The organism is Ruegeria sp. AG1, assembly GCF_056541705.1.
Genome location: NZ_JBQFYU010000010.1, coordinates 121830 through 134686 on the forward strand (window position 1 = coordinate 121830; position 12857 = coordinate 134686).

The 12857-nt window shown below is 56.8% G+C and carries 15 protein-coding genes and 1 tRNA gene; 9 read left to right on the forward strand and 7 right to left on the reverse strand.

Annotated elements, in window-relative coordinates; all coding sequences use genetic code 11:
• Positions 1-5: 5 nt before the first annotated feature.
• Positions 6-1349, reverse strand: coding sequence for a Na(+)-translocating NADH-quinone reductase subunit A (locus ACR0B5_RS15975; protein WP_480541731.1), 1344 nt, complete (start codon positions 1347-1349; stop codon positions 6-8).
• A 296-nt stretch (positions 1350-1645) separates the two neighbouring features.
• Here ACR0B5_RS15975 and ACR0B5_RS15980 point away from each other — a divergent pair, with 296 nt between their 5' ends.
• The 9 genes from ACR0B5_RS15980 to ACR0B5_RS16020 all read left to right on the forward strand — a co-directional run bounded on the left by ACR0B5_RS15980 (position 1646) and on the right by ACR0B5_RS16020 (position 7498).
• Positions 1646-2761: a THUMP domain-containing class I SAM-dependent RNA methyltransferase gene (locus ACR0B5_RS15980; protein ID WP_480541733.1), complete on the forward strand. Its 1116-nt coding sequence runs from the start codon at positions 1646-1648 to the stop codon at positions 2759-2761.
• A 105-nt stretch (positions 2762-2866) separates the two neighbouring features.
• Positions 2867-2943, forward strand: a tRNA-Pro gene (locus tag ACR0B5_RS15985).
• A gap of 29 nt (positions 2944-2972) precedes the next feature.
• A complete protein-coding gene (locus ACR0B5_RS15990; protein ID WP_170815861.1) occupies positions 2973-3173 on the forward strand; it encodes a hypothetical protein in 201 nt (66 codons plus the stop codon).
• Positions 3166-3942: a helix-turn-helix domain-containing protein gene (locus ACR0B5_RS15995; RefSeq protein WP_170815860.1), complete on the forward strand. Its 777-nt coding sequence runs from the start codon at positions 3166-3168 to the stop codon at positions 3940-3942. The genes ACR0B5_RS15990 and ACR0B5_RS15995 overlap by 8 nt, the downstream gene beginning before the upstream one ends.
• Positions 3943-3961: 19 nt before the next feature.
• Positions 3962-4390, forward strand: a complete 429-nt coding sequence (locus ACR0B5_RS16000; protein ID WP_480541736.1) for a plasmid mobilization protein — start codon at positions 3962-3964, stop codon at positions 4388-4390.
• Positions 4384-5946, forward strand: coding sequence for a relaxase family protein (locus tag ACR0B5_RS16005; protein ID WP_480541738.1), 1563 nt, complete (start codon positions 4384-4386; stop codon positions 5944-5946). Before ACR0B5_RS16000 ends, ACR0B5_RS16005 begins: the two co-directional genes overlap by 7 nt.
• Positions 5930-6259: a hypothetical protein gene (locus ACR0B5_RS16010; RefSeq protein ID WP_353392172.1), complete on the forward strand. Its 330-nt coding sequence runs from the start codon at positions 5930-5932 to the stop codon at positions 6257-6259. The genes ACR0B5_RS16005 and ACR0B5_RS16010 overlap by 17 nt, the downstream gene beginning before the upstream one ends.
• Positions 6260-6416: 157 nt before the next feature.
• Positions 6417-6878, forward strand: coding sequence for a mobile mystery protein A (locus ACR0B5_RS16015; RefSeq protein ID WP_170815858.1), 462 nt, complete (start codon positions 6417-6419; stop codon positions 6876-6878).
• Positions 6875-7498, forward strand: a complete 624-nt coding sequence (locus ACR0B5_RS16020; RefSeq protein ID WP_353392171.1) for a mobile mystery protein B — start codon at positions 6875-6877, stop codon at positions 7496-7498. The genes ACR0B5_RS16015 and ACR0B5_RS16020 overlap by 4 nt, the downstream gene beginning before the upstream one ends.
• A 798-nt stretch (positions 7499-8296) precedes the next feature.
• Here the strand turns inward: ACR0B5_RS16020 and ACR0B5_RS16025 are convergent.
• The 6 genes from ACR0B5_RS16025 to ACR0B5_RS16050 all read right to left on the reverse strand — a co-directional run bounded on the left by ACR0B5_RS16025 (position 8297) and on the right by ACR0B5_RS16050 (position 12857).
• Positions 8297-8869, reverse strand: a complete 573-nt coding sequence (locus ACR0B5_RS16025; RefSeq protein ID WP_170738357.1) for a hypothetical protein — start codon at positions 8867-8869, stop codon at positions 8297-8299.
• A gap of 79 nt (positions 8870-8948) precedes the next feature.
• Complete coding sequence (locus ACR0B5_RS16030; RefSeq protein WP_256367863.1) at positions 8949-9083, reverse strand: hypothetical protein; 135 nt, start codon at positions 9081-9083, stop codon at positions 8949-8951.
• Between the two features lie 165 nt (positions 9084-9248).
• Positions 9249-10370 (reverse strand): alanine/ornithine racemase family PLP-dependent enzyme, encoded by a 1122-nt coding sequence (locus ACR0B5_RS16035; RefSeq protein WP_170738356.1) that lies wholly within the window; start codon positions 10368-10370, stop codon positions 9249-9251.
• Complete coding sequence (locus ACR0B5_RS16040) at positions 10367-11566, reverse strand: N-acetyltransferase DgcN family protein (RefSeq protein WP_480541741.1); 1200 nt, start codon at positions 11564-11566, stop codon at positions 10367-10369. Before ACR0B5_RS16040 ends, ACR0B5_RS16035 begins: the two co-directional genes overlap by 4 nt.
• 93 nt (positions 11567-11659) lie before the next feature.
• Positions 11660-12514: a hypothetical protein gene (locus tag ACR0B5_RS16045; RefSeq protein ID WP_170759979.1), complete on the reverse strand. Its 855-nt coding sequence runs from the start codon at positions 12512-12514 to the stop codon at positions 11660-11662.
• Entirely contained in the window at positions 12504-12857 is a 354-nt protein-coding gene (locus tag ACR0B5_RS16050) for a hypothetical protein (protein ID WP_170329075.1), read from the reverse strand. Before ACR0B5_RS16050 ends, ACR0B5_RS16045 begins: the two co-directional genes overlap by 11 nt.

A 12857-nucleotide genomic window follows, 5' to 3' on the forward strand; every position in this document is an offset into this window, starting at 1 on the left:
TTGGATCAGCCCTCCTTTTCAATCTTGGCGAGGCAGTCGCGAAGCGCCAGCCCATATTCATATTTCGCTGGACAGGCAAAGCCGACAAGGCCCAGATCCTCTTCGTCCAGCTCCAGTGCGCCCAGTGCCTGAGCGGTATCGGTGTCCATAACCAGCAAGGCCCGAAGCAGCTGCGTGGGCAGGTAGTCCTGCGGCATCAGCCGTTCGAACACGCCTGTTGGTACCATCGCGCGACGGCCACCATTCAGGTTGCTGGTCAGATTATATAGTTTGTTGGACAATGCCGAACCCAAAACCGGTTGGACCGAGTATTTCGACGGCATCGGACGAATCCAGCCCATCGGAATCTGATCGTGGTCTTCCCGGATGATGGTGATCTGACGCGCGAACCGGCCCAGATAGGCGGTCGGCCCTTCGGCCTGCGTGCCCGACAGAACCGAGCCCGAAATAATCCGGGGTGTTCCGTCCAAGTTGATCTCATCCTTCGTCAGCTCATCTGTCGACGCACCCATTGCGGTGCGGATCAAACGCGGCTGACGTGCGCCCGGTCCGGACAGAGCGATCACGATATTCGGGTCCAGATGGCCCGACTGCATCAGGCGACCAATTGCGATGACGTCCTGATATCCGATGGTCCAAACCTGTTTGTCGCCTGCGAGCGGCTCCAGGAAATGGATGTGAGTACCCGCCAGACCGGCAGGATGCGGACCTGCGAAGGCCGCCGCTTCCACTCCGGCAAACTCTGCGCCGGGGATTGCGTCGCCATCCTTGTGGCACAGGTAGGTCTTGCCATCCGACAGCTTGGCTACTGCCGCAAGACCGGCGGCAAAGGCTTCTCCTGCATCAGCGATGATCACTGCGGCATCAGCGGCTAGCGGCTCGCTATCCATCGCTGTTACAAAGATCGCCGCCGGTTTGGTGCCAGGGGCCGGCATCTTCGAATAGGGCCTTGTGCGGAACGCCGTCCAAAGACCGGCGGCGCAGAGTTTTTCTGCCACGCCCTCGGCCGTGTCGCCATTGCCTACGCCCGAAAAATCGACGCCCGCGTCATTCGGGTCGGAGATTTCAATCACAACGCTTTGCAAAACGCGGCGCGCACCCCGGTTAATTTGAATGACCTTGCCGGTCATCGGGGCAACCATCATCGCCTCGGGGACGTCCTTGTGGCAGAATAGCGGGGTACCACGCTGCACCTCGTCGCCTTCCTGCACCAGCATGCGGGGCTTCAACCCCAAATAGTCGCCGCCCAAAGCCGCAACCTGGGTGAATTCCGGCCCTGGCTGGATCGTTTGATCCGGGGCACCCTCAATCGGCAATTCCAGCCCTTTTTTCAGTTTGAAAGTTTGCATCTCGCTACTGTCTTCCAAGCCTCTCTCCTGCGCCAGCTATCATAGCCCAATTGGAAGAGGCATCTGATAGCGCGGATGATAGACCGACCGGGTCGCAAAGACCTATTTGCTGGTCGGAATCCGCAGGCGTGTGTCTGATGTCGGTCCTTTACGCGCCGACGACCAGAAACGCAAACCCGTTAGGCTCGAAATTATCTATTGTTTGTCACTTTGTCTTAATCGAATGTTCATATTGGCGCTAACACACCGATATTTTGCCGGTCGCACCTCTGCCGCATCCGGTGTAAGCAACAAAAATGAGCATGACCCAAGACTTTGATATCTTCCTGGTGGCAACACCGGGCCTCGAAACCCCGCTCTGCGCCGAGGCCACGCAGCACGGATTCGCAGGCGCGCGTATCGTGCCCGGCGGCGTAAGCTGTACGGGCGACTGGTCCGAGGTCTGGCGGGCCAATCTTGTCCTGCGCGGTGCCAACAAGGTCCTGGTGCGCATCGGCAGCTTTCCTGCCGTCCATCTGGCCCAACTGGACAAACGCGCGCGCAAGTTTCCCTGGTCGGACTTTCTGCGCCCCGACGTTCCCGTCAAGGTCGAAGCCACCAGTCGCAAGTCTCGCATTTACCATGCCGGGGCTGCGCGCCAGCGCATTGAGGTCGCGATCTCTGACACCTTGGGCGCAGCGATTACTCCCGAGGCCGATCTGCGTGTTCTACTGCGCATCGAAAGGGATCTCTGCACGCTTTCGATCGACAGTTCAGGCGAGCCGCTGCACAAGCGCGGCCACAAAACCGCTGCCGCCAAAGCCCCCATGCGCGAGACCATGGCCGCTATGTTCCTGCGCGAATGCGGGTTCGAGGGGACGGAGCCAGTTCTCGATCCTATGTGCGGCTCGGGCACCTTTGTGATTGAAGCCGCCGAGATCGCCCTTGGGCTGGCGCCGGGACGTTCGCGATCCTTCGCTTTCGAACAGCTATCCGGGTTCGACAAAGCGGCCTGGCAGGCAATGCGGAGCGCGTGCCACCCATCCGAAAGCCCCCTTCAGTTCTACGGCTCCGACCGAAACACAGGCGCTGTCGAGGCCGCCTCTGCCAACGCCGAACAGGCTGGTGTGGCGGAGCACACCCGATTTCAGCATCGTTCAGTCAGCGATATCAAACCACCCCCCGGCCCCGCTGGTTTGGTCATCGTGAACCCACCATACGGTGCACGGATCGGTGACGAAAAACGTCTGCGGTCGCTATACGGCAGCCTTGGCAAAACGCTGACGAACCGCTTCCAGGGTTGGCGCGTCGGTGTAATCACCAGCGCCCCTGCCCTCGCCCGCGCGACGCGCCTGCCTTTTCTGCCGACTGGTCCGTTCGTCGATCACGGCGGCACGAAAATTCGCCTGTATAGAACCGAGATACTGCAATAGTGCATTCATCCCAACTCAGCAGAACGCGCCAGGACTTTTCCAATTTCGCCCTCAAGAATCCCCCTTGCGCATCCCAACCCACGCGTATAGACCCGCCGCCACGGTCGGAGTGTAGCTCAGCCTGGTAGAGCACTGTCTTCGGGAGGCAGGGGTCGTGAGTTCGAATCTCGCCACTCCGACCAATAATTCCAGATACTTAGTCCGTTTTGTCATGACCCTTGTTAAGGGTCTGTCCGGATTTGATCCGGATTATGCGGCTTTTGATGCGGGTTTCGGTGAGTCCAGCCACCTCAGAAACCGAAAGGCCGCTGACCGGGCTGGCACCCGTGTCAACGGCCAAATCGAAAAGTTTGCACTGAATGGATACCAAATCGCGGACGTGATCGCAATCGCTGGAGGGGCCGATGTCTGAGGTTCTCCCTTTCTGCAAGATCAAGCTGCAATACCTTCTGGAAATGGTCACCGACCACGAGCTGGACGACAACGCCTTGCGCGTGGCGCTCTACTTAGCGCTTGCCCATGCCGATCATGAAACCGGCGAGAGCCGTCCGTCATTTGAGACCATTGGCACGGCTATCGGCAAACACGCCAAGTCGGTCAAGCGAGCGCTGAACAAGGTCGAGGCGGCGAGTTACATGACCGTCGAACGCGGGACCAATAAGGGCAATTCCTCTCGCTACCGTCCGACCGAAGCGGCCATGAAACGAGCCACCGAACGCCGCCGGGAGGGGGACAAGGTTGTCCCGCTAAGCCGTGCCAAAGGGGGACAATCCTGTCCGCAAAGCGGGACAGAACTGTCCGGCAAAGGGGGACAGGATCGCCCCCCGAACAGAGAACAAGAACTTAGAATAGAACGAGGGCGCGCGTCCGCGCCGGATTTGCCCGATGAAGGGCAATCCGGCGGAACACGCTCAAAACGAGCCCCGGATGGCCAGCACCTGGTCTTCGTCCCGAGGGGCATCTGCTTTGTCCGGGACTGGAACGAGAGGCTGGCCAGGGAAGGTATGACCACGCTGGAACGCAGCCTTCCCCTGTCACCGCATGAACATCATCTGGGCTTCTGGCTTCCAGCGAGAACACCGGCCCCGTTGGGCAGCGCTGAGTGGCAGGACCAGCTCCAATTGCTCAGAGATTTGATCCGCGAGACGTCAGAAAACGCGGAGCACTGCCATGCGGTCTGAGCAAACAGCAAGGCGACCCGTGTCATACGCTGGCGCGGATGACACGGGACCTTGCGAGGGGCGGCAAGCCTCCCCTTCGAACCCCACCGGCGCGGGAAAAGCCCGCGCAAAAGAGCCGCTGACGGAGACCTTCGTCTTCCGTTGCACGGCGACCGAGAAGGCCGATCTGCGCTCCAAGGCCGAGGCTGCTGGCCTGCCCGCCGCGACGCTCCTGCGCGAGGCGCTTGGCCTTACCGAGGCGCGCCGCCGCAAGCCCGTGCCGCGCGTCGATCCGGCCCTGGTGCTGGCGGTCGGGCGCGTCGGTGGCAACCTCAACCAGATCGCGAGATGGCTGAACCGCGCCATGCTGGTGGGTCGCACCGACCTCGACAGCCTGACCGTCGCGCGCCGCCTGCTGTTGATCGAACGGCAGCTCGACCAGCTTCTTGAAAAGGCGCGGCGGTGTTGAACAAGTTCTTCCCCAACGGCAAGGGCGCGGGCGCGGGACCGGTCGGCTACCTCGTGGCCGAGCGCGTGCTGGCCTATGACGGCAATCGCGACCTGATCCGCGATGCCGATGACCACCCCCTGACCGTGGTGCGCGATCCCTTGCCCGAGGTGCTGCGCGGCGACCCAAGCCGCACCGAGGCGCTGATCGACGCCAGCCCCCACCAGTGGACTTACCGTGCGGGCGTGATCAGCTTTGCAGCCGAGGACGCCCCCAGCGAGGCGCAGCAGGCCGAGGTCATGGACGCCTTCGAGCAGCTGGCCTTCGCTGGGTTGGACGGTGAGCAATATGACATGCTCTGGGTCCGCCACAGCCACGAGGACCGCGTTGAGCTGCATTTCTGCACCCCGCGCCTGGAGCTGACCACCGGGCGTAGCCTGAACATCGCTCCGCCAGGCTACCAAGACGCCTATGACAGCCTGCGCGACCTGATGAACCAACGCCACGGCTGGGCCGATCCGATGGAACTGGAGCGCGCCCAAGAGGTGCGTGACACCATCGAAGCTCCGAACCGCGCCCAAGGCCGCGACGAACTGCATGCGTGGATCCTCGATCAGATTTCCATGGGTCTGATCGAGGATCGTGCAAGCATGATCGAGGCGCTCACCGACGCGGGCTTCGACCTACCTCGTGCGGGCAAATCCTACCTGACCGCCCAAGACCCCGAGTCCGGCGAACGCTGGCGCCTGAAAGGAGAGATTTTTCATGAAGACTGGCAAGCCGACCCGGCTGAGCGAGAAACTGAACGCGGAGCTGGACACGATACGCCAGGACTACGCCGCCTCGATGGCATCCCAGCTGGAGAGCTTCAGAACCGATTTGACAGCCATTGTGAGCGACGCGCGGCGTACCATCGAGAGCGATACGCGCCACTTCCTGAACGAGAGCAGGAGCTTGTTCGAGACACGGACCGAGCAGATCAGGCGCTGGCTGACGATCTCTCCTTTGGTGATCTCAGGGCTGATCGTGACGGGGATCGCCTCGATGATGGCCGCAAGCTGGTTTTGGATGGTTCTGCTGACACGTTCGGAGCTGACGGAACTGGGCCTGACGCGGATCGACCAGGGGGAACAGACCTGGCTGACGCTGGACCCCGACCAGACCGAGCTGAAGACCTGCACGCTGGCCGGGGCACCGGTCATTTGCATCAAGATCGAGGAGAGATGAATGACAACGCCCCTGACAGCCTTGGAACGCGACTTGCTCGCCTGCGTCGAGCGGTTGGTGACGGCCTGCGAAACCTCAGCGCAGGAATTGAGCGGGTTAGAGGCGCGCTCGACGAAGAGGCTGCAAGCCCAGTTGGATGGTATCGCGGCCTGCGCGACGTTGCTCATACGCTCGCAGATCGCGTCAATGCAGGCGTTGCGTGGATTGCTGAGCGAAGAGGCCACCTACAACGCGCTGGACGCGCAGTTGAGCGAGAGCTTGACCTTAGCGAAAGCCGCCGAAGAGAGGCTGAAACAGAGCTGAAGGAATTGCAGATCGAACGAGGCCGCAACCATGGCCTGGAACTTTAGCGAGGAAGGGAATCCAATGAGTTTTGCACACGACCACTTCACCATGAGCTACCATCAGGCCTGCGGCTATGGCATCGACTATCGCGGTTTTGAAAAGGTGGCCTGCCTTCCAGAAGGGGTTTCGCTTGTTGCCGTAGCGGGTGTCTGGGGCGACTACCAGAACATCCGCTGCTTGTTTGTGGACGTCGCTGGAAATGGCTACATGCGAAATATCCGTTGGTGGGGCGATAAAGGTTATCCGATCAAGGAGTTGGATATTGATGCGAAGGAAATTGCCGTTGGACAGCAATTTTTCCTCGTGGAAACTGCGTGATTGCTGCTCAACCTTCCCAGCACATCAACGAGTTTGAGCGGCTCCGGTTTTGAATGTGCTCCTTCAGGATTGCCATACTATGGTATTGCATATTTATAATTTGTGCCATACTATGGTATTACGATAAAGTCCAATATGCAAAACCATAGGTTGGCAGATGTCCGTCACACGCGCAAAACGAAGGCAAGCCGAAGACAAGATCAATCAGGCTAGACAGATGGCTCAGGCCTTCGCCAAGCCACTTGGGGGCTGGATCGCGACCTTCCAGGAAGCCATCGGCATGAGCGCACCGGCGCTAGCGGAGCGGCTCGGCGTGTCCAGGAACAGTGTCTACAGCTCTATTCAGAAGGAAAAAGCTGGAACAATCTCCCTTAACCAGCTGGACAAGATGGCTGAGGCGATGGGCGGCAAACTGGTCTACGCGATCATTCCGCGCAAAGGAGCGGTCGAGGAGATCGTCATGGCTCAGGCTCGCAAGAAGGCCAAACGCATCATACAACGCACCCGCGCGCACATGGCTTTGGAGGAGCAGATCGAAGGCCTGCGTAGCCAGGAAGAGATGATCGAAGAGCTTGCGAGAGAAATCGCACGTGAGATGCCGAGGGATTTCTGGAAGTGACCTTGGAACTGCACGAACCCACCGGCGCAACACCACTGACACCGGACGAGTTGCTTGGCCTCAAGGCCAAGCACATCACCTCGCGCGGAGAGTTGAACGAGCTGGAGGGAGAGAACATCATCGAGGGGCTGACCTGGTTAGATCGGCGACGCAAGTCCTACGACATCCTTACCGACGATGCTGCCCGTGAGGTTCACAAGCGATTGTTCGGCCAGGTCTGGGATTGGGCTGGCATCTACCGTCTGACCGAGAAGAACATCGGCGTGCAAGTCTGGCACATTTCGACCGAGATACGCACCTGCCTCGACGATGCCCGATACTGGCGCGAGAACGGCACCTACGAGCCGCTCGAAGCCATTGCACGTTTCCACCACAAGCTGGTCTGGGTACATCCCTTTGCAAACGGCAACGGACGCTGGGCAAGGATCATGGCGGATGCCTACCTAGCCACGATTGATCAGGACATATTCCTCGACTGGTCAGGCAGTGGGACACTGACTGCGGACAGTGACCACCGCACACGTTACATCGCGGCACTTCGGGCTGCTGATGGGTTTGATTTTGAGCCATTGATTGAGTTTGTGGGGTCGCTTAAGGCTGGGGGCGATATAGTACGCTAGCGCCGGAACGGCCATTCATGGTGTGCGCAGAGAAGGTCAGTTGCGAGCCCAGACTGTGAATTCGGATTTCTCGCTGCATGCGCTCGCAGCATAAAAATCGCTGCAATCGCGCAGTTTCGGGCGCTGCTACGTGGCGGGAAAACCGGTCATTGATGCTCGTTGCAGCGAAGATGGACCGGGCAATTCACAAGTCGCAGGACCTTGCTGACATTCGGTACGCCTGCAATCAATTGGGCAAGACAAAGAAAACCATAAATCTACAGAAAGTCGGTCGATGGAGTTGCTGAGAAATGGATGCATTTGAACACGTCATTAGCGAGATTCTCTGGGCAGAGGGTCAAGCGTCTGCATGCGGCGGCTTCAGCCCATATCAATACGCAGAAAAACGGTTCGAATCCAAACGGCGCGTACGCTTCGTCTTCAGCTCAGATCAACTATCGGATGCCACGTTAAAAGACCCGGATCAGTGGGCTGGGTCAGCACCAATAAGATAAAATGAGATATGATCAGAAAAGCTGGTCAGACTGTCGTCAGTTTATCAGCGACGCCGAGCTAGCCCAAGGCTTTCCGATACGCCATTTCGCCATGCGTTCAACCCCTTGCAGCGTCGACAAATCCGCTCTCCGAACCCTTCGCTCCAGAATGGAGTTCTGCAACGAAGACACGGGCGTTCTTGCGGCACGTCATTGTGGGCGCGAGCCATGATCGTATCTGCTTCGTCGTCGGAGTCTTCCATCAGTTCTTAGCCTCGATTTCTGTTTTGGTTTATACAGCGACTGGAAAAGAAAGTTCCGAGCCCTAAGCCTTGAGATTGAAGGAACTGCCCATTTCAGTCTGTCCAATGGGACGGCCTGTAATCCGAGGGGTTTTAGTAGGACGAACCGGCATTCCTTCGTTCTCAGCAGCTTGGACAGCGAAAGTATACCGAGAACCGTTTCCGCATCCTCGCGGTAGGGCTCGTTGATCTGATGATATGTCGTCTGCCTCAGAGATGAGCGACTCCGAGTAGAGGTGCCGAAGTTGAGTCTCTGAAACGCCATCCGCTTCCATAATCAATTGCACCATGGGATCGGCCAAAAGTTGGTCGAGCAAGAACTGCGACAACTGCTTTGAAGACAATTTATCCTTTGCGCGGGCTCTCTCCAAATCAGTAAGAGAAACGGTCAAGGTACGCGCCAGACCAGGGTGAGATTTCCGTGGATGCAGACAGATTAACACCGAGGCCTTCCAGGCTTCTGGGTCCGAATAATCTGGTGGTGCGGAAAGCTCAGTTTCTATGTCGTATTCGCCTGCCGGGAGTAATTCGTCGAAGCCAGGGAAAGTAAACGGCCTGGAAAAGACTGCGATTGTCTTGCTGATTATCTGGTTCATTTGGGTAGTTCTCCTTTGCTGATACTGCTCGCTCGGAGATGCAGACAAGAACAAGCCACCCACTCCCGGCAGGGTATTATCAGTTTTGAGGTTTAGGCTTTGGTTTTTCGGGGACGACGTCAGGCGCTTCAGACGTAACTTCTTTTTTCGGCGCGTCCGCATCGTTTTCCTTCAGTGCGGCAGCCGCTCTGGTTGTCAGGTCTTTGAAAGACATCAATTTGATCCTTTGATTGTCCGCAACACCCACGAGCCCAGATAGGGTGTGAAAAGTGAATGCGGCTACCACCAATATAGGGATTGGAGGCCTCATTTACTACGTAAAGCCGTAGAATAAGACGGGTGGCTGAAGCAGAACCGAGGCGGCGGCAACCCTGGCGCGCTACTTTCGCTTCGAATATGGGCGATCAGTGTTCGCTGCGGTGCAGTCAACCAATGCGCCATCACCATGGAAGACTTTTGCTACATCGGGTGCAGCCATGCCGCGCGAGAGCGCACTATAGTTCAATTTCAGCTTCACCTCGCCACCAAGGCGAAGCAGACAATTGGTGGTTTCAACAACGATATGATCACTGGTGGCTCCGACGAACGTGACGCCAGCAGGGAATATTAGACCCGCCGCATCAGTGTCCTGGAGTCCAATCGCAAGGATCGACCGAGTATTCGAAGGACTGTCTAAAGTCACACACTGCATTGAAGGTATAGGATAAACCATTTGCAAGGGATTTGGATTTGATTTGGTCTTCGTTTCGATCACTTCCGCCCAAAGCGTAAAAACATCTGTGTAAAGCCCGTCGATCACGTACCCCGAAACGGGATCGGTACCCAGCAGGATGGCCTCACCCAGACGCAGGTTGTTGATCTTTCCGGTCGCCCCCTTGCCAAGCGCCCATGGCAAACTGGCAGAGCCGCCGCCTGACACTGTTTCCAGAGCGGGTCCACTTGCAAGTTCGGTGTCGGCGGCAAGCGACGAAAGCAATTCCATTGCTCCTGCAGAGGGTGCCACATGACCCAGACAGGCAAAATTTGCGCCAATCCCCTTCAGAGAAATCCCTTCCATTCTAAGAATTTGAGACACAGTGCTTTCAAGGTGTTCAGGCAAGATGCCATCCCGCATATCCCCCATTTCCACCATCAGGATAATATTGTGAGTAATGTTCTTCCCCAGCGCCTCAATGGCCAGGCTGGCGATAATGTCCATCTCAGTGTTGAAGCTGACATCGCAGTTATCAAGGACTTGCGCGACCTGGCTCAGCATGGGCGTTCGGATCAAGGATATAGAGCACGAGATTCCAGCATCGCGCATACGCATGATATTGCTGATCCGCGCGTCCGCCAGCCCTGTCGCGCCACCTTCAAGCATGGCATTCGCAATCTCAGGATGACCGCAAACGGCTTTTGTCACACCTGTCACCGTAATTCCGCGGGGTCTAAGGTGGTCGACCAGGAACCGTGTGTTGTACCGAATTTTGTCCAGATCAACGTCGATACGCAGCTTGCTCATTCAATCGTCGTAGCACGTACGGGTTGCAAGCGCGGAAAGGCAGAAAGAACCATCTTCACCAAGTTTGATGATGGACGTTTCAGTGCGTCAGTGACCGGGAGGTACAATTTGCAGTTATAATCTGTGATAGCCTTAGAAATCTCAACTTCATTCATTCCTTCATGGTTGATCGTCATGCCAATCACTTCTGTGTCTGCAAAAGCCTCGATCAGGGTGATTTCGTCGCAAGGATCCGGCATAGTCATGCTGGGGAAATCACATCGACGTTTTCGCTTGGGCGCGTGCTGAAGAATTACCGCATGTGGCTGACTGCCTCGCAGAATGAATGCTGACGTGCAAAAAGCCGGATGGCTGAGCGCGCCTTGACCCTCGATCACTATGACATCCGGGCTCTCACCTTCAGATGCAGCAACAACAGCGCGCTCAAGTTCGCCGCAACAAAATTGCGGCGGTACCGAATCCATCGCGACACCATACTTGGCGCCCTGCATCAATCCTGTCTGGCCGGTGCCGACCAAAACTGTTTTGATCCCATGCGCGTTAAGGGCACTTGTCAGGATTGTCGCGGTTGTACGCTTTCCAATTGCACAATCGGTGCCGAACACCGCGATGCGGATCGCCTGGACGTCTCCAATACTGCCATCTAACAGGCGCAGGTCGGGATTGGGCCGCGGCTTGCGAATGTCGCGTATCGTGACATCGTGAATTTTGGCAAATCCGGCGAGCTCTTTGTCATCGCTAAGAAATTCATGCAGCCCACTGACGATGTTCATTCCGAGCGTTATCGCATCCACAACAACTTCGCGATCCTCAAGGGACATTCTGCCGCTGGCCGGTGCCATTCCGTAAATAAACGTGTCGGGGATCGTAGCTTCATTAGCGACGGCGGCATCAAGATCATCGAAGATGGGAACCTGATTTGCGATATTATCAAGCACTTTGCCACTGTCACAACCGCCATACGTGCTGTCGATCACCGAAAGAACGCGATAGGCCTGTGAATGTCGAACGAGACCATTAGCCGTCTTGCCATCGATCTTTGCGAAGTTTCCTTCGCAATACACAATTGCAGTCGGTGTATCTGTCACAAGTGTCTTGCGGTGAAGCTCTGGAAAAACTGCTTGTTCAGGCGGCAGCTTTTGCGCATTGCTGGCAATGAACTTCCTGTCATCCGACGCAATGGGTAGGGGTTTCATATCTGTTCCTTTTGGGAGTGTGAAACGCGCCGTCCTTGGTAAGAACGGGCACAAATTGTGAAGTTTGGAAAAATGGGCTCTCTGCCTGAAACCTCAATTGTTCAGAACACACTGACCTTCTGACTGATGATAATTTCTGTGGCATTCCCACCTATTACCGGATCGGTCGATATGGGCATTTTCTGGTAACTCGATTGCATTGCAGCGATCACCGGACGCCTCGTAACCACGTTCGCATTTCCATCCAACTCCATGGATCGCGTCATCGTAGAAAGCATTTTCAGGCACAAACACGGCATCGCACTGTCCGTCGCGCTCAAAATACCCACGCTCGCACGTCCAGGGACGCCCGCTGGTTGATGCGTTCAGAAAAGCGTTTTCCGGCACCGCTACTGCCACGCATGCTTCTCCGTCTTTTTCGTAGCCACGGTTGCAACGCCATGCAGATCCATAAGTGCTATTCGTTAGGTAAGCATTATCCGGCACCACGATTTTCTGGCAGCTATCGTCTACTCTTGTGTATCCACGCAGGCACCGCCACCTCTCACCTGATGGATCGAGATATCCACCCTCAGGCACAATCACTTCAGTGCATGAGGTGCCGCCAACTTCAACAAAGCCATGCATACATGCCCACCCTGAGCCATAGGTTCTGTTTGTGGGGTAGGCATTTCCCGGCACGACAATGGCCACGCATTCTTCGCCTTTCAACCGATAGGACAAATCGCATTCCCAACCGTCGCCATACTTTTTGGGATGCGCGTTATCCGGGATCGAATTTGTTTCGGCCGATGCGGGACTTGATGAGATAAAGGAGCCCGCCAAACTGCTGAAGACGACAACAAACAACGCAGCCATTAAGTGAGCGCAAAACCGGTACTGATTTTTTCGATTTGCCCTGATGCAAACGGCGTTGTCCGAATGTTGAGTGATTGAGTTACGATCCATCCAGGTTCAGCCCCTCGATACAGGCCTGCGCCAGGTCTTTGTTAGGAGTTTGGGATCCCGGCACCGTTGCCCAGCCAGCCGCCATGACGGCATCCTTCTGCTTGAAAGAAGAAGCCTCTTTGATCGTCGTTATTTTTTCGGCGCGTTGGGCGTCAGTTCTCGCCATGTCGACGCAGACCGGAACCAACGCAGCGATTACATTATCGCGGGACATGGCGTTGGCCATCTTGTCCGCGCTACCGCCGGTCATCCATCCACCCCATGAAAATCCAACGACGCCTACGAAAACCCCGCCGATCAGAGCACCGTAGATTCCGGGTTTAAGCCATTCGGGCGTGTTCAT

Excerpts from the sequence above, each read along its gene's own strand:
- ACR0B5_RS15995 (WP_170815860.1), top strand. The coding sequence starts at position 3,166 with ATGTCTGAGGTTCTCCCTTTCTGCAAGATCAAGCTGCAATACCTTCTG.
- ACR0B5_RS16045 (WP_170759979.1), bottom strand. The coding sequence starts at position 12,514 with ATGGATCGTAACTCAATCACTCAACATTCGGACAACGCCGTTTGCATC.
- ACR0B5_RS16040 (WP_480541741.1), bottom strand. The coding sequence starts at position 11,566 with ATGAAACCCCTACCCATTGCGTCGGATGACAGGAAGTTCATTGCCAGC.
- ACR0B5_RS16030 (WP_256367863.1), bottom strand. The coding sequence starts at position 9,083 with ATGTCTTTCAAAGACCTGACAACCAGAGCGGCTGCCGCACTGAAGGAA.
- ACR0B5_RS16015 (WP_170815858.1), top strand. The coding sequence starts at position 6,417 with ATGTCCGTCACACGCGCAAAACGAAGGCAAGCCGAAGACAAGATCAAT.
- ACR0B5_RS15975 (WP_480541731.1), bottom strand. The coding sequence starts at position 1,349 with ATGCAAACTTTCAAACTGAAAAAAGGGCTGGAATTGCCGATTGAGGGT.
- ACR0B5_RS16010 (WP_353392172.1), top strand. The coding sequence starts at position 5,930 with ATGGCCTGGAACTTTAGCGAGGAAGGGAATCCAATGAGTTTTGCACAC.
- ACR0B5_RS16035 (WP_170738356.1), bottom strand. The coding sequence starts at position 10,370 with ATGAGCAAGCTGCGTATCGACGTTGATCTGGACAAAATTCGGTACAAC.
- ACR0B5_RS15980 (WP_480541733.1), top strand. The coding sequence starts at position 1,646 with ATGAGCATGACCCAAGACTTTGATATCTTCCTGGTGGCAACACCGGGC.
- ACR0B5_RS15990 (WP_170815861.1), top strand. The coding sequence starts at position 2,973 with ATGACCCTTGTTAAGGGTCTGTCCGGATTTGATCCGGATTATGCGGCT.
- ACR0B5_RS16050 (WP_170329075.1), bottom strand. The coding sequence starts at position 12,857 with ATGAACACGCCCGAATGGCTTAAACCCGGAATCTACGGTGCTCTGATC.
- ACR0B5_RS16025 (WP_170738357.1), bottom strand. The coding sequence starts at position 8,869 with ATGAACCAGATAATCAGCAAGACAATCGCAGTCTTTTCCAGGCCGTTT.